Source organism: Ruegeria sp. AH3 (assembly GCF_056536265.1).
The window spans coordinates 97,998-119,327 of the sequence record NZ_JBQFJL010000001.1 but is presented as its reverse complement, the minus strand read 5'-3'; the positions used below and the strand labels follow the sequence as shown (position 1 = coordinate 119,327).

Sequence of the window (21,330 nt, the reverse complement as noted above, 5' to 3'; positions counted from 1 at the left end):
AGTGAAGAATATGTTCATTGGTGTTCCCAAGGAAATCAAGAACCACGAGTACCGTGTTGGCCTGACCCCTGAAAGCGTAGCCGAACTGGTTTCTCATGGTCACAACGTCATCGTCGAGACCAACGCCGGCACAGGCATTGGGGCTGATGATGATGCCTATCGTGCCGCTGGCGCGGAGATTGCCGAAACCGCAGCGGATATCTTCGCCAATGCGGAGATGATTGTGAAGGTGAAGGAACCTCAGGCCGTTGAACGCGCTATGCTGCGCGAAGGTCAAATCCTCTATACCTATCTGCATCTGGCCCCCGACCCGGAACAGACCAAAGATCTGGTCGACTCGGGCGCTGTATGCATCGCTTATGAAACCGTCACCGACGACAATGGCGGTCTGCCCCTGCTGAAACCGATGAGCCAGGTTGCCGGTCGCATGTCTATCCAGGCCGGTGCCAGCGCTTTGGAGAAAGCAAAGGGCGGTCTGGGCGTATTGCTGGGCGGCGTGCCCGGCGTGAAGCCCGGCAAAGTCGTGGTTATCGGCGGCGGTGTTGTTGGGTTCAACGCTGCTCAAATGGCCGTCGGTTTGCACGCGGACGTGACCATTCTGGACCGCAATCCGGCAGTGCTTGAGAAGCTGGAGAACCATTTCGAGGCGTCCGCCAAGGTTGTCTATTCGACCAAAGCCGCATTGGAGGAAGAAGTCACCAATGCCGATCTGGTTGTCGGTGCTGTACTGATCCCGGGTGCTGCTGCACCCAAGCTAGTCACACGCGAGCTGATCTCGAAAATGAAACCCGGTGCGGTCGTCGTGGACGTGGCGATTGACCAGGGCGGCTGCTTTGAAACGTCCAAAGCTACCACTCACGCAGAGCCCACCTACGTTGTCGACGATGTGGTTCATTACTGCGTCGCCAATATGCCGGGCGCAGTCGCCCGAACCTCGACCTATGCACTGAACAACGTCACGCTGCCGCACGCTCTGGCTATTGCCAACAACGGCTGGAAGCAGGCGCTCGCAGACAATCGCCATCTGATGAACGGCCTGAACGTGGCCCACGGAAAGGTGACGTACAAGGCTGTGGCCGATGACCTTGGATACGAGTTCATCGCCCCGGAACTTTGCTGAACTGAAGCAAAGAAATGTCCCGCCGCGCGCAAGGCGGAGGGACGCACACCACTGAGGAGGAAACCTTAATGATTACGAAGATTAACCGCCGCGCTCTCGGCGCGATGGGTGGTGCCGCTTTGCTTGCGGCAACCGCGCTTTCGACAACCGCTGCAGCGGAAGACATGACACTGCGTTTTGCAGGTGTCTTCCCGATCGATCACCAAGGCACAAAAATGATGGAACAGGTCGCAGCGGATGTTGCAGCTGCGGATGTCGGACTGACTGTAGAAGTCTTTCCGGCAAACCAGTTGGGTTCTGGTGAAGCTCTGTTTGAAGATGTTGCACGCGGCAACATCGATCTGGCATCAGCGTTCATCTATGCCGATACCGATCCACGCCTGGAATTCCTGTCCATGCCGTTCCTGCTAGGCGGCTGGGATGACATGGAAAGCACGCTTCTCAACATGGATTCCGAGTTCAACACCATCCTGCAGGAAATCACGGACGAATATGGCGTGCGCGTCATGGCGCAGAACCCTGAAGGGTTCATTGGCATCGTTTCGTCACAAGAGCCCGAGAACTGGAATACCTTTGACGACAAGGGCATGAACATTCGCGTCTGGTCTTCCAGCGTCGTAAAGTCGATGGTCGAAGAACTCGGTTACCAGGCGACCACCATGGCATGGGGCGACATTTTCCCCGCACTTCAGGCCGGCATTGTCGATGGAGCAATCTGCTGCACCAAAACCGCGACCTACTCGATCTTCGCCAAGTCGGACGTTGGAACCCATTTTGTCGAATACAATTCGATCTCAGAGCTGACAACTTTCTACGCGTCGCAGCGGACACTCGACAAGCTGAACGACGACCAGCGCGCCGCGCTGCAAGCCGCGATGACGAAGGCGTCCGAAGACTTCTTTGCCTACAACCGTGAGAATGACGAAGTGTTCGGCCAGAAATTGCTCGACAAAGGCTACACCATCCTGCGCCTGAGTGACGAAGAACAAGCTGCGATGGCCGCACATGTCCAGGAAACGGTCTGGCCCGCGATGGCACAAAACGTCGGTCAGGACATCATCGACCGCCTGCTGGCAGCAAAAGAACAGCAATAAACACGGAGAAGAAGGGCCAGCAAATCAGCTGGCCCTTTTTTGGTCTTTGGCTCAACTAAGGGAGGGAGAAAGATGTCTAGTTCTGAAGCTGAACGTCCATTGGTCGTCGAAAGCGCAGAAAAGAAGAGCTCGCAAAAAATCACTGACGAGTTGCCAGTCATTATTGGGTATCCGCTGAAAGCAGTGGCCTTTGCCATGAGGCAGATCGTCATGTTTGCCGGTTTCCTGATGGCATTCACGTTTGGAGCTGTTGTTGTCATCCGGTATGGATTTGGCGGTGATCTGTTTGCCTACGAAGAATGGCTTTTGGGTATCAGCATCATCGGCTTTTTTGCAGGTGCTGTTCTGGCCTCTGCCCGTAACCTGCACATCAACGCGGACATTCTTGGCATTGTGATCCAAAACCCTCGGTTGATTTGGTGGCGCGGCTTTGTCGTGCTGACAGTCGAGGTGCTTGTGATCCTTTTCCTCATGTACGCCTGTTACGTCTCGCTGCTTGATGACTTCTCATTCCCCCGGCTGCGCGCAACCCCGGTGCTGCGCATTCCATTTGTGACCTGGCGGATAGCAATCATGATTGCCTTTGGCCTCATGGCGACGTTCACGGCAGCATACTTGTACGTACACATCCGCAAGGGGCTCGGGCTTCCCTTGAGATCAGAAATGCAAAAAGGAGAAACCCAATGATCATCGGAGGAAGTCTCCTAATCGTCTGCTTTATGCTGTTGTTAGGCGTCAGCGTTTATGTGGCATTCGGATCGGTTTTGATTTTCATCGCCCTTGTCGGAGATCAATCCATCACCGGTTACTTGCCCACCGGTTCTACAGGTATCCGATCACTTGTACTTCTGGCGATCCCACTCTTCATGATCGCCGGTGGCATCATGGAAAAAGGCAAAATCGCCGCCCCCCTTGTCTCTCTGGCTGAAATGTTCATTGGCCATATCAAAGGAGGATTGAGCGCTGCTGGAGTGCTGGCCTGCGGTGTGTTCGGCTCCATTTCCGGTAGCGCCAATGCAACGCTGACCTGTATCGGCGGCATCATGATGCCCCATCTGAAAAAGGCTAACTATCCGGGTGGGCAATCGGCAGCTCTGATAGTGGCGGCAAGTCCGCTAGGCCTGCTGATCCCACCAAGTTCGTCGCACATCCTTTATGGCTGGGTCGCACAGCAGCACGTGCTGAAGTGCTTTTTGTCTACGGTCATTCCCGCGATCATCCTGATTACGCTTCTGATTGTGGTCAATCAGTTCATGCTGCGGAAGTATGACGACATCGATCTGACGGAACGTCCTAAACCGTTTTTACCGACCTTTGGAGTACAGGCGCGTTTGGCCGGACCTGCGCTGATGATGCCGCTGATCATTCTGGGTGGTATCTATGGCGGTATCATGACACCGACCGAAGCCGCCGGTATCGCCGTGGTCTACTCGATCCCGATCGCGATCTACTTCTACCGCGGTCTGACTTGGAAAACACTAGCACACACCATCCAGAATTCCGGTGTTACGATTGGCGTGGTCATGGTCATGATCTTCATGGTTCTGATCGTGTCGGACAACCTAATCTCGCAAGGCGCCCCTCAGTTGGCCAAGGATCTGGTCTATTCCGTGTCGGACAACCCGATTGTCATCCTTCTGATGATCAACGTGGTGATGATCCTGATCGGGATGTTGATGGATGATATCTCGGGCCTACTTCTGGCGACACCGATCCTACTGCCCATCGCACAGAGCACCGGCATGGATCCGATCCATTTTGCGGCCGTGATTGGCGTGAATCTGGGAATGGCGAACATCACCCCTCCAACTGCGCCACTACTCTACCTTGGAGCTCAGGTCTGTGATGAGCCGGTTTCGCGCATGCTGTGGCCGACTTTAATCTTCATAGTCTTTGCCTGGCTTCCGACGCTGATGCTGACAACTTTTGTACCAGAGTTGGCCCTCTTCCTACCTGACCTCCTGCTCAGCAGATAATGGACGGAAAGCGCAAAAGCCCAAGACGGAACAGTACGCACCCCATTCTTACGGTTGGGGTGCCTGATCTCCCAAAGAAGACGTTGGAGAGACTGGTTCACAGCAGAAAACCGGAATCTAAAAACAGAGGTTCGAAATGTACAAAAACATCCTAGTCGCGCTGTCTCTGGAACACGGCATCAGTGATCACGCACTTTCAGCGGCACACGCCCTTGTGTCGGAAGGTGGAAAAATCACTGCCGCGCACATCCATGAGCCCCCAAACAGACAGATAATGTACTATATGGATGAAGGGATCGCAGAAAAATCTCTCCAAAAAGCAAAGGCGCGTTTAGCCGAGCGCTTAAAAAACGAAACTGAGATTTCTTCTGTCTTGATAGAGAGTCAATCGGCAGGGAGAGCGATCACCGAGTATGCAAACAAACATGGCATCGATTGTATCGTCCTTGCTTCGCACAAACCTGGGATGAAAGAGTTCTTTTTGGGTTCAACAGCCGCTCTCGTCGTTCGACACGCTCAGTGTTCGGTGCATGTACTCCGTCTGTGACTCTGGCGCCCGCAGCGTGTCAGTAACTCTGTCCTTTGAAATCTGCGGTGATGAGCACGTCACACTGCGACCAAGGTCTGCTATTGACGCAACTACCAGAATTTCACTTTGCGACATTTGAGAGGTAGGGCTCACCGCCGACCTCGGCGGCAACGCGGCATCTTGTGATATCCTCTTTCGTCAACGTCGGGTTGTCGTTGTGGGCGGGCATGGCGGATCGGAGGATCAGTTATGGAAACACCAAACTTACCTGCCTTTCGCGCGCTTCGCCCAGCTTGGAACAAGGGACGCATCGTCGGTCAGAAACGGCCGTTAAAACCCAAACACGTCTGGGCAATTTGAGTAAGATTATAGCTCGCAGAGAACAATCGCGACCTCGCTCTCTTCAATATGGCCAAGCGCTGCATGTGAAATATTTTGACGACAGGCCTCGGTTAGGACGGCCCAATCCTGCCGTCCAGTGGGCAACTTCGAAGCTGCGGTGCGGCCCGTCAAACCTGCCGTTTGTTGCGAGCGGAAAATCGGAGGCTGGCGGAACTCATGCAACGCGCAACTCAGAGGGCGTTAAATCCCACCCACCATAACCCAATCAACTGCCTCGGATATGTCATCTGCCACGAAGGAAGGTGCTGGGTCGTATCGCTTTTCCTCGCCAGGACAATACTTACCGGTGCGTACCAGAATGGCTTTGCCAACACCCGCTCTTAGCGCTCCAGCGACGTCGTTTTCAGCGTCATCGCCTATCATGATGACTTCCGCGAGAGGCAGTCCCATGCTGTCTGAAGCTGCTTGGAAAAACGTTGCTGATGGCTTTCCAAGGACAAGAGCTTCAACTTGAGCCGCGTATTCAAGGCCATGGACGAAAGCTCCGGCATCAAGGCTAAGTGCTCCGTCGGCATCGCGAAACACGCGGTTCGCTGCAAGCGCCAAGAACGGGGCACCTTGGTCAAGATTGCGAAACGCTGCATTTAGGCTTTCGAAGTCAAAGTACGGTCCCGCATCAGCTACGACCACAGCGACAGGTTTTCCCGAAACGACTTTGTCGAAGTCTTCGTTCAGATCTGGATGCACCAAAAAGTGAGGAGAATACCCGTTTTGATTCAACCAGTCACATGCAACCTGAGAAGGAGTGATGACTTCGTTCGTGTCGACCGCAAAGCCGAATTGATTCAGTCTTTCGACAATTAGCCGCTTGGGTCTGCGAGTGGTGTTTGTGAGAAAACGGATTGGGGTCTCTTCCGTTCTGCATCGAACCACTGCTTCCTTGGCACCCGAGATCACTTGCGTTCCGTTGTAAAGAACACCCGATATATCAAGGAGAAGACCATTAGCCATGATACCTCAATGCTAGTGCAGGTCTTCTGCTTTAATCAAGCAGAAGACCCAATCGAGCGCGAACTCGGTTGAAAATTGTCTCCGCATCGATGGTATCCATGGCCCAAAGCCGACCTTGTACCCGCTCTTCAGTTGCTGCAATCGCTACCCACATTGCTGCCATTCACTGCGACTGCGAAGGTAACCTAAACGAACGCAATTCATTTTGCGTTTGACACAAACATTGCCGATCACGATGCCTCGTAGTGATTGAACACTTTTGTTGCGCCAACCTTGCGGATCAGGAAGACCGAATAGGCCTCCCGTTCGCTCTCCGGCCCCATACCGGGCGAGCCGTAGGGCATGCCGGGCACGGACAGCCCCACTGCATCAGGGCGCTCGGCCAGAAGGCGCCGGATATCGGTTGGCGGCACATGGCCTTCGATGACGTATCCCTCGACCAGGCCAGTATGGCAGGAGGCCATCTCATCCGGGATACCCTTGGTGGTTTTATATTGCGACAAGGTCTCCCAAGATGCGTTCTGCACCTCCACCTCGAATCCTTCGCGTTGCATGATGTCAATCCAAGCGCCGCAGCACCCGCAGGTGGGATCCTTGAGGACCTGCACCAGCGGTTTAGTCGTTGCCAAAGCCGGCGTGACCAGAGCAGTGCCGGAGGCACCAAGGCCAGCCAGGAAAAAGCGGCGGTCGAGTGTCGGGGTGGTCATGTCAATTCCTTTCCGTGTTCGCGGCTGCGGTGTGACTTTGGATCTTGTGACCGAAACCGCGGGCAAGTGTCATGATATGTGTCAAGCGGGCAATCATGAGCCGCCCAGCATCTATTCGCTTTCGGTGCGTACCGCCTGCATCTCGCGGATGCGCTCAGGCCAGGTGGATTTGATATATGCCAGGATGTCCCAGATCTGCTGGTCGCTCAGGCTATCGCCAAATCCCGGCATGCCACTGGCAAAATCGGACACGCCGCGGGCTTCCAACGCCGCATCACCACCCTGTTTGGTGTAGTCAAACAACAGCGCATCCCCGTGGTGCCAGGTATGGCCGGTCTCGTCACGCGGCGGTGCAGGCATTGTGCCGTCATCATTCGGAGCACGCCAGTTGGGCTGCCCTTCCAGATCGGCACCGTGGCAGGACGCGCAGAACTCGACATAAAGCACCGAACCTTCCTCAACATCGAACTCTTTCGGTTGCTCTGGCGGTTTAGTCTGTGTGCCTGAAGGCGCGAGTCAGGCGACCGCAGTAGCGATGACGACAAAACCGACCAAGGCAAATGCACAGATTGTTCTGGTTTTCATTGCCTCATCTCCCTTCATGTTCGTTCATCAGATAGGTCGCGATAGCCGTCCATACGAGGCGTAGCGTCGATATAGAAGGGCTCAAAGACGACCCCGGAGCGGGCGCAGCATATTGTAGATGGGGTGAAACGGGGCTGAAGATGACGGCCCAATCCCGCCATTGGACAGCGAGTATCGCCGCTGCGGTGCGGTCCGTCGGAGGAAACATTCGCTGCAGTAGCGAAATTTGGTTACTCCCAGCCTCGCAGGCTGCGTATTGATGCCACCGTTCAACTTGATTGCGTCAGCAACCGCTTTCGCCAACGCTGGCAGCGATTAAACCTCTCATAAATACGAGCCAATTGTTGAAAAATCTAACAGCATCTCACTCCTGATCTGCCGGGTATCTGATAAGATACGGTTTCTGGCTCAACGTAACCACCAAGGATTGGACATACAGTGGCTTGGGCGAACATTGCTGAGAGAAAATGAGTGCTTTTGCGGTCGGTGGTGATGCTAGGTGGCGTTGGTCACTGGTCCGAAACTGCGAACACTTCCATCGGTTCGCGGATGCCTTTCATTTCAACTGCGCCACGGCTTTCCGCTTCAATGTCATCTTCGACTGCGGCCCAAGCGCGTGGTGAGATCAGAATCTCTCCATCTTTGGCGATATCGCAGAGGCGAGCGGCAGCGTTCACAGCGGTTCCAGACGCCGTGTAGTCGAATCGTCCGGCGGAGCCGACCATGCCAACCGTCGCGTAACCCATTGAAACTCCTACTCCGAACCCTAGCCGGTGGCCAAGCTTCTTCCATTTCGCTGCGAGCTCGCGCATTTTCGCCCGCATAGCTATAGCGAGCCGGACCGCATCTCCGGCGGGGTCGTCGCATGGCAGCGGATCGTTAAAGATAACCATAATCCCGTCGCCCATTCGTTTATCAACGCCACCGCCATATTCTGATATCAACACACCCATTTGCTCGTGATATGCTTGCAAGACCTCAATGGTTTCTTCCGGTTCTGCAGTCTCACAAAAGGCCGTAAAGCCTCGAATATCGCAGAACAACGTGGCGATCAGTGCACGATGGGAGGATAGACCTTGTTCATTTCCCGAAGATACAAAGGTCTCGGCTACGGCCGGAGAGAGGAACTGTTTTAGTCGGCCGATCCGCGCGATCTCATCAACCTGCTCCGCAACCTTCGCCTCAAGCGAAGTATTCAAAGATTGAACCTCAGCGGTGCGCGATTCGAGCGCCTTGTACTGACGCACATTTTCAAGCGCGACGGCGGCCTGTGCGGCGAATGTCTCAACCAGGGATATTTGGCTAGCAGTGAACGGTTCCTTTTCTGTCTTCCAGAGAATAAAGCAGCCGACGCCACCGTCAGGACTCAAAAGAGGAACGAAGAGGTTGGTACGGATGCCCTGTCGTTCAACGAGCATGACATAGCGGTCATGGCCGGAACGATACCCTTCTGTCTCTCGCATGTCGTCAATCAGGATCGTGCGCTGCTCAACTATCGCCTGCGCAACCAATGAGTCTGCCGGGTCCATTGGAACCGCGCCACTATGATAGTGGGCGAGCGTCTCAGGTGTCGAGCCGCGGTTCGCAGCCATAACCTGCGCAGCATCGCCTTCTCGGCCCAGGATCAATGATGCATTCGGAGCCCCACATAGTCGGGTCGCATTATCGAGTATGGCCTCGAAGATCGGTTGTTCGTCTTCTCGCACACGGCTCATCATTTCCATAATTTCGCGCGTTGCAAAAGAACGTTCCAACCTGTCGCGAAGTTCTCGAAACTGGCGCACATTTTCCAGGGCAATAACCGCCTGTGCGGCAAAAGTTTCTACCAAGGCGATTTGTTCATCCGAATATGGACGGACTTCGTGCCGGAAGATGATAAAGCAACCGATCCCCTCGCCGTCCTTGATCAGAGGCACAAATAGATTTGTGCGAATGCCCTGAAGATCGCAAACCTCTACAATATTTGGCACGCCTGCCCGATATTCATCTGTGTCCTTCATATTAGGAAGGTGGATCGGGCGTTTTTCAATGATTGCACGGGCTGCGAAAGATTTTTCGGGATCCATTGGAACCCGTTTTTGGGCGTAGATGTCCTCTGTGCTTTGAATAGCTCCATGATGGGCGATCATGGTCTGAAACTCATCCGCTTCGCGACCCAGGATCAGCGCCGCGAACGGTGCTTCGCAAAGTTTTCGAGCATTTTTGAGAATAGCGTCAAATACGGGGCTTTCATCATCGCTGGCGTTGCTGATCGCATCAAGGATTTCGCGGGTTGCGGCGGCCTGAGCAAGTCGTGACTCCATCGCGCTAATCTGGCGCGCGTTTTCAATTGCAACTGCGGCTTGATCGGCAAAGGCCTGGGCCAACTCCAGTGCTCGGTCATTGAATGGATGCAAACGGGTTCGATAGACTGTGAAAGCACCGATCAACTGATCGCCCGAAATGATAGGGATTGCGGCGAAGGACCGGGCTTTGCCCAGCTCTCTCGTAGCGATTCTCAGGGGCGTGTTCTGAATGGCCGGATCTTCAGCCGTAACGTCCACAACGTTCACAACTTCGCGGCTGACCGCCATCCGTCCGAGTACAGTGGTGGAGGAAGGGGTGAATACGCCCTGTTCGGCGAACCAGTCACTGAACCCCTTTGTGATTCCGAGCGAGCGCATCTCGCTGAAGGCCAAATCGCCGTGATGCTCAAAGAGGACCCCAAATTCAGCTTCACAAATGTCGAGCGCGTACTCGAGAAGAGCATCAAGCACTTCTTCCAATATGGTGTCGCGGCGGTTGATAAGGTTCAGAACATCCGCCATCATTCGCTCGCGGCGCATTGCGTCATCAAGTTCAAGCGCCAGATCGGCCTTCAGCGCGACCTCGTCAGCATTTGCAACTGGCCCCGCCGGATCGACCAGTAATTTTGCCAGCGCAATTTTCGATGTGATATTCAGCTTGCTGTAAACGGTGCGAAGATGAGATCTGACGGTGGTGGGTGAGATGCCGAGATCGCGAGCGATTTCCTTATAGCTTGCACCATTAGCATAGGCAGCGGCGACTTCTTGCTCTCGCTTGGAAAGCGTTTCAACCTCTTCGATCTGTTCGGACATTATACCCCCGTACAAATGTAGGAGGAGGATACCCTACATCCCTCCTGCATCAAGTGGTTCATCTGGACGATATCGCCGGAGCCTGTCGTTGTTCATGTTTAGTCTACGAAGACGCGGAGATCGTTCTCGGCGTTCAGACAAAGGAGACAACCAGATGAGTATGACCAAAAACGCTAAGGCATTCTTCGAAGCCTGCGAAACAGGCCAGGGCTGGGATAGCTGCGCGCCTTACTGCGAAACTAATGCCAGCTTCTCCTGCCAGTCAGACGCCTTGGCGGATGTTCACACGGTTCAAGCCTATGCGGAATGGATGAAGGGCTTACTGACGCCAATCCCCGACGGGAAATACGAATTGAAAGGCTTCGCCCAAGATAACGAACGAGACGTCGTATTGGCCTTTGCAGTCTTTCACGGAACGCAATCCGGCGAAGGTGGCCCTGTGCCCCCAACGGGCGCGACTGTCGCTTCCGACTATGTTTATGCCTTAGAGTTCGCTGGCGGAAAGATCACCCATATGACCAAAGTTTGGAACGACGCAAACGCGCTAAAGCAACTGGGTTGGGGTTGAACATTTCGCGCTTGTGATCACATCAGCTCATGAATTATTCTTATTAAAATGAGTGAAGCGCTTGCCACGAGCGCTTCCCAAGCTGCCCTGTCTTTTGGTTGATTTATAGACGTGTAAAAAGAACAACGGATTCCAAAAGTTGCGAACACACCGTGTCTGGCGTCAGCGCCAACTAGATACACTCGGTGGTACCAGTGATCACCAGCCTAGGAGCTGACGATCTTCATCATCACCATTTAGACTGGCCAGGCGTCAGATCTCATTTGTTGCATGTAATGATCCAGAAAGGCGAAGTACCTGAGTACTGCTGAAGCTGAAGTTCAGCCGTCCCTCGGTATTAATCAGCTTGGCCTCGCTGCGGGTCTCTGTTGCAGTTCGAAACTAGTTTTGAGAGGCTCAAATCGTTTCGATTGTGACGGCCCATAGCAGACCTTGAACCCGGCCATCTGATGCTGCTGTGCGGCCCGTTGAACCTTCCGTTCGCTGCGGGCGCAAAAATTCAAACCCTACCAGAACTCGCGTATTGCGGGACTTTTGCCTGGCGTCGCATTGAGAACAGACACGCGTTTGGCGACATTCCTAGATAGTGGGATGACCTCTGCTGATTCCATGACTAAATCTACGGATCGCACCCTTGCTGGCGTTGCGCTGATGCTTGGATTTTGCCTGACTGCTCCTTTGCTGGATGTTGCTGCAAAACTCGCGTCGGCCAGTGTGCCAGTTGGGCAGATAACGGCTGCTCGCTTTGTAGTGCAGTGCGCGCTCATGGCTCCGTTTGTCTTGGTAATGGGACTTTCACTGCGTGTGGCGCGCGGCGCGTTGTTGGTAATTGTATTCCGATCGTTACTTTTGCTGTTCGCGACCTTTTGCTTCATTGCGGCAATCCGAGTAATGCCACTTGCCGATGCGTTGGCAATTGTGTTTGTAGCCCCGTTTATTGTCCTGTTGGTCGGCAAGTTTTATCTTGGTGAAGACGTCGGTCCTCGTCGTGTCGGGGCAGCTCTTGTGGGGTTTGTTGGTGTATTGTTCGTCATCCAACCTAGTTTCGCGGCCTTTGGCAGCGTCGCACTAATTCCGCTAGGTACGGCATTCGCTTTCGCTTTCTACATTCTTATAACGCGGGGATTGTCGCGACGGATGCACCCCGTGGCTCTACAATTCCACACTGGCCTGATTGCCAGTTTGTTTTGTATTCCGACCTTAATGGTTGCGCAGGGTTCTGGCTCCGAGCTTTTTGATCTTGTTTGGCCGACAGAAATCGCGTTTCTGTGGCTTTTCGGGGCTGGTTTTTTTGCGACTGTGAGCCACATGATGATGACATATGCTCTTTCCTTCGCGCCTTCTGCCACACTGGCCCCACTTCAGTACTTTGAGCTGCCGGTAGCGACTTTGTTCGGTTATCTTGTTTTCAAAGACTTTCCTAACACGCTTAGCCTAATTGGTATTGGCATCATCATCGGTGCAGGGCTGTACATGATACATCGCGAAAGGGTCGCAGCCAGACAGTTGGTCACAGAGCGCGCAGCTCCTCCAATCTAAGGCTACGCGCGCTCGCGGCCCATTTTACGACTTTTGAGCAAAGCAGAATCTAAGATGATCGCTTCCGCCGAGCTGATCTTCGAACATTTCGCATTATCGGACGGCTACGGCCCTTCGCAAACCAGCGGGAAGGCACCGATTTCTGGTATCGTGAGCGTACCCACGGTGACGAAATCGTCACCTTCGACGGCTGTTATCAATCGAACCGAGGCAACGATCCGGCTGTATTCGGGATTGGCGAAGTCGATGACAGTGTGCATATCGACATCAGCCCCCTGCGCTACGATGATTGGTATCGCACCATCGATCTCTGTTAGGCTCCAGTGTTTGCCGTCTGCGTGAATGGTCGCACTCACGACTGCAAGACCAGGGACAGTTCCCAATCCGAGACCAACAACTGCGCCTGATCCATCGGGGGCTTCGCAATACAACTCAACAGTTGCGAATGCCGAGGTTGCCGAGAAGAGAGCAAAGAGCATCAGCGCAGAAGTCCTGATCATGAGCATTTCCCTTCGTTCGCAATCCGGTCAAAATATATCTTAGGTTCACAGTTCTCAATAAGCGTGTCTCGTTGAGGTCGCGGATTATACCGTGATGCAAATCCACGCGATGCATAATAATCATTCAAGTTACAATTAGTCCGTATCAAAACCATCAATCAGCGCGCCGATCCGGCAATCCAGCAGCACGTAAATCGTCAATAAAGCCGTCAGGAACGCTTTTATCTAAGAACTTTCCGCTGAGACTGTGTCGTTGGTCCTCAATCGTATAGTTAGGCTGATTTTCCAGCAATTTGTCTATCGAGCCTTTGGCTTCCTCAAGCCGCCCCGATCGTACGTACAGTGCCGCCTGCGTACGGCGCGCCAAGTTAGGTATTTTCGTCATCCGGTCTATCGCTTCGAGACCAGCTTCATATTCACCGGTGAAATACAGCGCCCAGGCGAGGCTCCAAAGGTACCAATCTGGATGATGGGGGTTCAGACGGATCGCGGTTTGGAGTCTTTCAACAGCCTCGTTCGCGCGGCCAAGGTAAACCAGCGTTTCAACGGAACCCGCCAATACACCTGCCGAGTTGGGGTTAAGCGCGATGGCGCGGTCATACTCTTTTTCGGCTTGCTCAAGGTTATTGGCCTGCATGAACGTGTGAGCGAGAACCCAATGCGCCAAAGAACTGTCAGGATCGAGCTCAACAGCTTTGCGAGCCGCCGCGAAGGCAAGGTCGAGGGCTTGTTTTCGCGGTCGATCGGCACACCATCCCCAGCGATCACAGTTGATATGCACCCAGGCGAGGCTGAAATAGGCAACCGAATAGGCCGGATCCAGCTCGATAGCCTCTTCAGCCAACCGTTTGGCTTCTTGATTGCCTGCCGGTGTGAACTTCAACCGTTCCGCGCGGCTCAGATAAACAAGCTCATATGCCCCAGGGCTTTGAGTGGGTTGACGCAGCAATCGGTCGTATTCAGCGAGGTCGATATTCTGTTCCAGTGTCGCGACAATCGTTCGGGTGATTTCATCCTGCAGCGCAAAGATGTCCACCATGTCGCGATCATACGTATCAGTCCAAATCGCATTCCCGGCCGCCGCGTCTATGAGGGTCGCATTCACGCGAAGCTTGTCACCTGACTTTTGCTGACTGCCTTCCAATACATACCGCACGCCCAGTTCCTTGGCGATATCGCGAAGATCTGCCGACTTGTCTCTGTAGAAGAAGCTAGAGTTTCGGGCGATTACGAAAAACTCAGGAAAGCGGGAAAGTTTGGCAATGATCTCTTCACTGATCGCGTCGCTGAGGTAGCCCTTGTCGCTACCCTGGCTCAGGTCACTGAATGGCAACACGGCAATCGACGGCTTATCCGGCAGCGGACGTTCCATTTCTGCTATCTTCACCGGCTGAAAATCAGGTGCGTTGAAGCGCCACACGACTAGTCCGACAACAAGGATTAGAGCAACAAAGACAACACCAGCCGCCCGGGCAGCGGACGGAATTCGGTTTGGCTTAGTGATCTTGACAGAAGATACCAGCCGCGTCGCTTTTTCATTCAGCTCTACGTTAAAGACCGGTACAGCCAGTTCAATATTCTTGACCTTCACTCGGCCCAAATCTTCGAAGTCCAGATCCAGTTTTCCGCGAACCTGGCTAAAGACGTTGCGGTGAACACAAACTCCACCGGGTTGAGCAAGGCTTTCGATCCTTGCAGCAAGGTTTACACCGTCCCCGTAAATGTCCCCGCCCTCATCAATCACGTCTCCAACGTTGATTCCGATGCGGAACTCAATTCGGTCGCCAGCGGGAACACCAGAGTTCCTTTCGGGCATGCCGCACTGTATTTCGACTGCAAAACGAACCGCATCCACAACGCTGGTAAATTCCATCAACGCCCCGTCGCCCATCAGTTTGATGGTTCGCCCTCCGTATTGAATAGCCTTGGGGTCAATTAGTTCCGAACGATGCCTTTTGAGAGTTCTTAGTGTTCCCGCCTCGTCGTCTCTCATGAGGCGGGAATAGCCGACTACATCGATAGCAAGAATGACCGTGAGTCGACGTTTCACTAATGACTCCCCCTTAAGGAAGGTTAGGGAAGAACGATAAGAATTTCCACATGGTTCAATTATGTTCAAACTGATGAGCGCCCGGCTTGAAAACGCATTATCACGGCCCAGATCAGACCTTGGCCGGAGCCTTGGAATGCCGCGAGTGCAGCCCGCCTTGCGGACATTCGCGGCAAACGCAAAATAAGAAGCTGGATGAACTCACAGCAGTTCTATTTTGCACAGGACCATGCAACATATGCTTAGCGCCGTCTAGTCTACCCGGCGCCGGAATTCGGACTCGAATACACCGAAGGAATAGACATTTGCGACGTATTTGACTGCGTCAGTCGATTTTTCCCGATCGATGTAGACGTTGTTACACTCTTCGCGGTCGACATGGACCGCCTTCGTGCGATGGCAGTACTGACCGTCCCGGATCACCCAACGCGACGTGATTGGCTGGCCATCCATCCAGCCGAAAAACATAACGGTCACCCCCTTGGACGGGCGATCCTGCCGGTAGGGTGTACCGAAGGGGCCGGTGTCGACAATTTCCTCGTACTCATCCGAGAAGAGCGCGACCAATTCGTCATGCCTCAATCTGTCGGCTTCCCGTCCCTTCTCGAAATCAAATGGCGAGGCTGGCATTCCGGCGGCGGAAAGCGCTTCGGCCCACAACGCAAAGAGAGCCGGGTCCGAGTACCGTCCGAAGTAACCCTGTTGCCAAAGGAGGTTGTTCCAGACTGTTTCCTTCAAAAACAGGTCCATGAACTGTTTCCCGATCTCGATGTCTCCTTTCCGGGCATGTGCCGCCGCTGCCAATATGTACTGGTCGATCCGATCGCTTTCTTCGGGCGGTACACGATTCAGAAGCGCAAGCGCCAGGTCGGTTTCGTCCAGGAGAAAGCGATGAAAGGCGAGCTCTCGCATTTCCGAAGCATTGAGCCGGGGCGAAAGGTCTTGGTAGGCTGTGAATTCGGTGCGCGCTTCGTCATAAAGCCCGGCCGCGAGAAGAGCCTGGCCTAACACGTACCGCAGCCGGGGTTCATCAGGTTGCAGGAAGACGGCACCCCGGGCCTCGGTCAAGGCAGCATTCCATTGGCGTTTCTCGATTTTGATGCCGATCTGAATCCCGAGGGCATCTGGATGGGTGTCGTCGACGTCGAGGATATAGCGGACTGTCCGTTCCGCTTCCTTGAGCGCGTCGAGCGTATATCGGATGGTGTTATAGCTGCGGCTCCAGATGATGAAGTTTACGGTGGCATAACCTGCATGCGCGGCCAGAAATTCGGGATCCCGCTCGATCGCGTATTCGTAGAGAGGGAGAGATTGTTCCATCTCGAAGAAGTTCCCGCTGGCAAGGAACCTTTCGGCCTCGGCATAGGCCATGAACGCGCCGGTATCGGTTGTGGACGGCGCCCGCAACACGGCGCGTTCCGGCGCCGACAGGGGGCCTATGAGTTTGGCGGCGGCCCCTTGTTTGAGCCCGGCCAGAAAGTCGAAGACGTCTGCCGGCGCCCCGTGGGCGCTATCCTCCCAGATCACCGCGCCGTCGTCGCCGAAATCTCGGAGGTTTACGGCCAGCTCAATCCGGTCGCCCGCCCGGCCCGCCGTTCCGCCGAGCACGTAGCGTATGCCGGTCTCTGGGTCGATCTCACCAGGCTCGGGCGCGATCCCCTTGTATCCTAGGGACACGGCATGGGGGACGGTTTGCAGACCCTCGAGCCGGGACAGCGAGGCGATGAAATCCTCGGTCGCGGCGTCGGCGATCTGTCGGTCCCCGGCCGTAGCAGCGGCAAACGGTACGATCAGCAGGCGGTCGCCCCCCGGCTGGGGCGGTGCCAACCAGAACCAGGCGAGATACCCTGTAGCAAGAAGCACCAAGGCAAACGCAAAAATCCCGAAGCGCATGTTCGGCTTGCGAGTGCGGTGGGCCGTGACGACGGTACCGGCATCTTCGGGGTTTGGAAGCACCGCAAAGGCAGTGATTGGATCTTGTATGTTCTTGACCTGTTGCGGGCCAAGATCCGCGAAGCCGAGATCGAGCTTACCGTGGACGTTCAGAAAGACCGGCTCTGATATGCAGATCCCTCCGGGGTCAGCGCAACCTTCCAGGCGGGACGCGATATTCACCCCGTCACCGAAGATATCGTCGCCATCATGCACGATCTCGCCGAGGTTGATACCGATCCGGTAGGCGATGCGGCGGTCTTCGGGGATGTCCATTTCGAAGTCGGGCATCTCGCGCTGCACCGCGACGGCCCATTCGACGGCGCTGACCACACTTGCGAACTCAAGCAGCGCACCGTCGCCCGTCGTCTTGACAATTCGCCCCCCGAAGCCCCGCACCGCGGGGTCAATCAGATCGGTACGGATCGCCTTTTGGCGCGCTAAGGTGCCAGCCTCGTCCAATTGAACGAGGCGGCTGTAGCCGACCATGTCAATCGCAACGATGGCCGCCAACCGGCGTTGAAGCACCTCCTGAACCAAACCGATCCCTCGCACCATAATTGAGGACAGTATAGGAAGTTCTCCGGAAGATGACGAGTTGGGTGCTTAAGGCCGGTGCTCGCAGTCACCAGTGCCTGCCCGAACAGTTTAGGGCGGCCCATTAGCTGCCGTTGATCGGTGGGCTTCGTCGCAGCGGCGAGCCCGTCAAAGGAGACATTCGCTGCGGGTGCAAAGCTTTGATACAGTTCTTAAAGTTACCGGGGGCGGTCTGGTTCGTTGGGGTTGCGTGTAATCAAGCTTTGTATTTCGCTCATTGCTTCAACCGGCAAGGCACCGAAGGTCAGTGCTGCTGAAATAACCTCAATTTGTTCTTCTGTCCGAGCGCCCGGAATCGGTACGTATGTTTCAGATTGGCCCCATATCCACCCAAGAGCCCCTTGCACAAGAGTTCGGTCATTTGAAGTCAGTAAATCCCGAACCGCATCAAGTTGTTGCATGAGATCCGGGTTTGCTTTGCCATCCTTGTAGTACTCCATCCAGCTTTCACCGGATGCGCGCACATCGTCCGGCGCCATGACGCTGTTCTGATCGTATTTGCCAGATAGCAACCCCATCGCAAGGGGTGAGCGGATTAGCGATAATAGCCCTTCCTCTTGGACAACTTGTTGCATCCGGGGCGCGTCGAAAAAGACGTTCAACACGTATTCCACTGCGCTGAATCCATCCCTGGATGAGGCTACCCGGGCGCTTTCGGAATGGTCGGTGCTCCAACCATAGGCACGCAACTTGCCGGCCTCTTTCAACCGGTCCAGTTCGTCAAACACTGCCTCGGCCCGGGAAACTGGCATATCGTTCACATGCAACAGCAAGAGATCAATCCGATCCCGTTCCAGCCGCGACAGGCACCCATCAACGGCAGGGCCAACTTGATCCGGGGTGAAAGGGTCAAACGAAATCTGCCTGCTTGCCTCATCGATCCCAACCCCGATCTTTGTGACAATCAGGGCGTCGGGCCGATGCTTTAACGCTTTGCCTAACAAACGTTCCGAATGCCCCGCGCCATAGGCGGCAGCAGTGTCAAACAATGTGATCCCACCATCCAATGCGGCGTGGATCGTACGAATCGAGGTTTCGTCGTCTGATCGGGTATAACCCAGCGACTGTTCGCCCCAATACATCTTGCCACCGATCGGCCAGCATCCCATGCCAAGGGGAGATATTTCGGATTCGAGAAAGTTCATCTGTGGACCTCGTGACTGATCCTTCAGAAAAAAAGCCATCACAGTCTTTTCATCAACAACACAGAATGTAAGCTTTATTTCATGAATGAAAGCAACTTTGACTGGGACAACCTGCGGCTTTTCCTTGCGGTTGCCAGAGCAGGCGGGCTTGGGCCAGCGGCCGAACAGACCGGCAAGAGCGCACCCACACTGGGTCGGCGCATGATCGAGCTTGAGCGTAACCTCGGAACTGAGCTGTTTCACCGCAAACCGCGAGGGTATGACCTGACCGAAGACGGTCAAACGCTGTTGAAAAAGGTGGAAAGCATCGAGGCGCGCGTCATACCTGTCACTGACAGCAGCCTCGCCAGCGCACCACCTTTGGTCAAAATCTCGGCCGGGACATGGGTAACACGGGTTTTGATCGGCACAGTCGGAAAGCTTACCGGATCAATGCCGGTTCGGCTGCGCTTCATCTCGTCAGAAGAGGTGTTGAAGATCGGACACCGGGAGGCCGCGATCGGCATTCGAAACCACCGACCAGAAGAGATCAACCTGGCGGGTCGCAAGATCGGGCGCGTTCGGTTTGCGGTCTATGCCGCGGACGCAAGCGTTTTGACCTGGGCGCGGGTCATGTCCAATACACCTTCGGCAAAATGGTTGAAGGCGCATTCGCAAAAGGACGACGCCATCGAAGTGACGGCGCCGCAAAATGCGCTGGAGCTTGCAAATGCAGGGCTGGCCCGGGCAGTTCTGCCCACCTTCATCGGAAACACGCAGCCGGGTTTGAAACCAGTCTCACCCCTGATTGATGATCTGGAACATGATCAGTGGTTGGTCACACATCATGAAGACCGATTTCTTCCAGAGGTGCGGCATGTCATTGACCGCACCCATGCCGTGATGTCGGAAGCTTGTGAAAACGGGTGAACCGAGGCTGCAGATGCCTATTCACCCAACCGTTCCATCAACCTCGCATATGCTGTCTGGCCGCGCCGGAATGTTGGCAGACGGAAGAACTCGTCCGGGGCGTGTTGGTTTTCATCCTCATGTCCGAACGCAAACATGACCGCATGTAAACCCAGTTCGTCCAGCAAGGTCGACATCACAGGGATCGAGCCTCCAACGCGGGTTCTGTACGCGGGTTTGCCATAAACCTCTTCGAGGACCTGTCCCGCGATCGCGGTTGCGTTGTGTCCGGCCGGTACGAGGAAAGGGTCCGCACGACCGGGATTGCGAGATACCTGTGCCGTCACACCCGGCGGGCAATGAGCTTCGACATGGGCCGAGATCAGGTCAAAGACCTTTTCGGGATTTTGATTGGCGACCAGTCGGCAAGTGATTTTGGCCGAGGCCAACGCAGGCAAAACGGTCTTTGTGCCTTCCCCTTGCCAACCGCTGGTCAGCCCGTTGACCTCAAGTGTCGGACGTGCCCACAAATTTTCACGTGTCGTATACCCCGGTTCGCCCAACGTGGCCGGGGCTCCGGTCTGAGCCAGATAGGCCGCCTCATCCCAAGGCACTCGCGCAATTGCGGCGCGGTCTTCGTCCGTCAAATCGACGACATCGTCATAGAAGCCATCCACCGTGATCCGACCATCGGGCGATTTCATGCTGGCCAGCAACTGGGCCAAGGCCATTGCCGGGTTTGCGACGCCGCCGCCATGCATACCAGAGTGCAAGTCCGATTTCGCGCCCTGAACCGAGATCTCAAGCGAGGTGAGCCCTTTCAGACCCAGCACCAGTTGCGGTGTCTCGGTATCCCACTGGCTGCCATCGGCGGAAAAGATCATATCGGCCTGAAGCCGGTCGAGATTTGCCTCGATAAAGGGGGGAAGGTCGGGGGATCCGATTTCTTCCTGGCCTTCAAAGAAAAACCGGACGTTGACAGGCAGCTTCCCAGTCTCCGCCAGCAAAGCCTCGGCCGCTAGGATCGGGATAAACATGGCGCCCTTGTCGTCGGTCGCCCCACGCCCATAGATCCGATCCCCACGGATCGTCGGCTCGAACGGAGGTGAGGACCAGAGCTCGAAAGGTTCGGCAGGTTGCACGTCAAAATGGCCATAGATCAGGATTGTAGGTGCTTCCGGTCCGGCGTGCAGCCAATCAGCGCAGACCACCGGATGGCCTGCTGTCTCCATCATCTGAACGTTTTCCATTCCCGCCGTGACCAACCGATCAACCACCCACTGCCCGGCCTTTCGAACATCGCCCGCGTTTTCGGGTTTGGCTGAAACCGATGGAATACGGATGAAGTCGCATAGCTCTTCGACAAAGCGCGATTGGTGTATGTCGAGATATTCGGTCCAGCTCATTCCATGCCCTCTCTGATGCTGGCACTTAACTTACGAAACTGCACGTGGCTCGCAAGCCTGCGGAACACAACCAATTACCTGCAAAAATCAAACACGGTCGAGCGATACTCGGCTCATTCCTGCCGTTGGCTGCCAGTTGGTGACGCTGCGACACCGCCCGCCGAAGCTGTCGTTCGCTGTGGGAACAAACCGACACAACATGCTGCATTAGCATCGCACATCGGTAATGCTCTCAGAAAGGCA

The 21,330-nt window shown here is 54.9% G+C and carries 16 protein-coding genes and 2 pseudogenes; 9 read left to right on the top strand and 9 right to left on the bottom strand.

Features of this window, described 5'->3' with window-relative positions; all coding sequences use genetic code 11:
• Positions 1–10 precede the first annotated feature (10 nt).
• The 6 genes and pseudogenes from ald to ACR3EM_RS00570 all read left to right on the top strand — a co-directional run.
• Positions 11–1,120 (top strand): alanine dehydrogenase, encoded by a 1,110-nt coding sequence (ald, locus tag ACR3EM_RS00595; protein WP_480468883.1) that lies wholly within the window; start codon positions 11–13, stop codon positions 1,118–1,120.
• Between the two features lie 104 nt (positions 1,121–1,224).
• Positions 1,225–2,214 (top strand): TRAP transporter substrate-binding protein DctP, encoded by a 990-nt coding sequence (gene dctP / locus ACR3EM_RS00590; protein ID WP_480471874.1) that lies wholly within the window; start codon positions 1,225–1,227, stop codon positions 2,212–2,214.
• A gap of 72 nt (positions 2,215–2,286) precedes the next feature.
• On the top strand, positions 2,287–2,901 hold the full coding sequence (locus tag ACR3EM_RS00585) for a TRAP transporter small permease (protein WP_480468882.1): 615 nt from the start codon (positions 2,287–2,289) through the stop codon (positions 2,899–2,901).
• Positions 2,898–4,190 (top strand): TRAP transporter large permease, encoded by a 1,293-nt coding sequence (locus ACR3EM_RS00580; RefSeq protein WP_480468881.1) that lies wholly within the window; start codon positions 2,898–2,900, stop codon positions 4,188–4,190. The genes ACR3EM_RS00585 and ACR3EM_RS00580 overlap by 4 nt, the downstream gene beginning before the upstream one ends.
• 136 nt (positions 4,191–4,326) lie before the next feature.
• On the top strand, positions 4,327–4,737 hold the full coding sequence (locus tag ACR3EM_RS00575; RefSeq protein WP_480468880.1) for a universal stress protein: 411 nt from the start codon (positions 4,327–4,329) through the stop codon (positions 4,735–4,737).
• Positions 4,738–4,968: 231 nt separating this feature from the next.
• A pseudogene (locus tag ACR3EM_RS00570) lies at positions 4,969–5,076 on the top strand (integrase); the annotation flags it as partial.
• Between the two features lie 225 nt (positions 5,077–5,301).
• Here the strand turns inward: ACR3EM_RS00570 and ACR3EM_RS00565 are convergent.
• The 4 genes and pseudogenes from ACR3EM_RS00565 to ACR3EM_RS00550 all read right to left on the bottom strand — a co-directional run bounded on the left by ACR3EM_RS00565 (position 5,302) and on the right by ACR3EM_RS00550 (position 10,462).
• Entirely contained in the window at positions 5,302–6,072 is a 771-nt protein-coding gene (locus ACR3EM_RS00565; protein WP_480468879.1) for a TIGR01458 family HAD-type hydrolase, read from the bottom strand.
• 230 nt (positions 6,073–6,302) lie between these two features.
• A complete protein-coding gene (locus ACR3EM_RS00560) occupies positions 6,303–6,779 on the bottom strand; it encodes a DUF411 domain-containing protein (protein ID WP_480468878.1) in 477 nt (158 codons plus the stop codon).
• A gap of 111 nt (positions 6,780–6,890) precedes the next feature.
• A pseudogene (locus ACR3EM_RS00555) lies at positions 6,891–7,244 on the bottom strand (c-type cytochrome); the annotation flags it as partial.
• A 629-nt stretch (positions 7,245–7,873) separates the two neighbouring features.
• Positions 7,874–10,462, bottom strand: a complete 2,589-nt coding sequence (locus ACR3EM_RS00550) for a GAF domain-containing protein (protein ID WP_480468877.1) — start codon at positions 10,460–10,462, stop codon at positions 7,874–7,876.
• A gap of 154 nt (positions 10,463–10,616) precedes the next feature.
• On the opposite strand from ACR3EM_RS00550, the gene ACR3EM_RS00545 reads away from it, so the two are divergent.
• Together ACR3EM_RS00545 and ACR3EM_RS00540 are read left to right on the top strand one after the other, a co-directional pair.
• Positions 10,617–11,030: an ester cyclase gene (locus ACR3EM_RS00545; protein WP_480468876.1), complete on the top strand. Its 414-nt coding sequence runs from the start codon at positions 10,617–10,619 to the stop codon at positions 11,028–11,030.
• Positions 11,031–11,621: 591 nt separating this feature from the next.
• Positions 11,622–12,569 carry a DMT family transporter gene (locus ACR3EM_RS00540; protein WP_480468875.1) on the top strand — a complete coding sequence of 316 codons (948 nt, stop codon included), beginning with the start codon at positions 11,622–11,624 and terminating at the stop codon, positions 12,567–12,569.
• Positions 12,570–12,673: 104 nt separating this feature from the next.
• Here ACR3EM_RS00540 and ACR3EM_RS00535 read toward each other — a convergent pair whose 3' ends face one another.
• The 4 genes from ACR3EM_RS00535 to ACR3EM_RS00520 form a co-directional block, all read right to left on the bottom strand.
• Complete coding sequence (locus tag ACR3EM_RS00535; RefSeq protein WP_480468874.1) at positions 12,674–13,069, bottom strand: hypothetical protein; 396 nt, start codon at positions 13,067–13,069, stop codon at positions 12,674–12,676.
• A 154-nt stretch (positions 13,070–13,223) separates the two neighbouring features.
• The gene (locus tag ACR3EM_RS00530) at positions 13,224–15,119 is read right to left on the bottom strand and encodes an adenylate/guanylate cyclase domain-containing protein (RefSeq protein ID WP_480468873.1); all 1,896 of its coding nucleotides are present in this window, start codon (positions 15,117–15,119) and stop codon (positions 13,224–13,226) included.
• 252 nt (positions 15,120–15,371) lie between these two features.
• Positions 15,372–17,609, bottom strand: coding sequence for a tetratricopeptide repeat protein (locus tag ACR3EM_RS00525; RefSeq protein ID WP_480468872.1), 2,238 nt, complete (start codon positions 17,607–17,609; stop codon positions 15,372–15,374).
• 197 nt (positions 17,610–17,806) lie between these two features.
• Positions 17,807–18,793 carry an aldo/keto reductase gene (locus tag ACR3EM_RS00520; protein ID WP_480468871.1) on the bottom strand — a complete coding sequence of 329 codons (987 nt, stop codon included), beginning with the start codon at positions 18,791–18,793 and terminating at the stop codon, positions 17,807–17,809.
• A gap of 81 nt (positions 18,794–18,874) precedes the next feature.
• Between ACR3EM_RS00520 and ACR3EM_RS00515 the strand changes: the two genes are divergently transcribed.
• Positions 18,875–19,702: a LysR family transcriptional regulator gene (locus ACR3EM_RS00515; protein WP_480468870.1), complete on the top strand. Its 828-nt coding sequence runs from the start codon at positions 18,875–18,877 to the stop codon at positions 19,700–19,702.
• A 17-nt stretch (positions 19,703–19,719) separates the two neighbouring features.
• On the opposite strand, the gene ACR3EM_RS00510 is transcribed toward ACR3EM_RS00515, so the two are convergent.
• Positions 19,720–21,087, bottom strand: a complete 1,368-nt coding sequence (locus tag ACR3EM_RS00510; protein WP_480468869.1) for a dipeptidase — start codon at positions 21,085–21,087, stop codon at positions 19,720–19,722.
• Between the last annotated feature and the right edge of the window lie 243 nt (positions 21,088–21,330).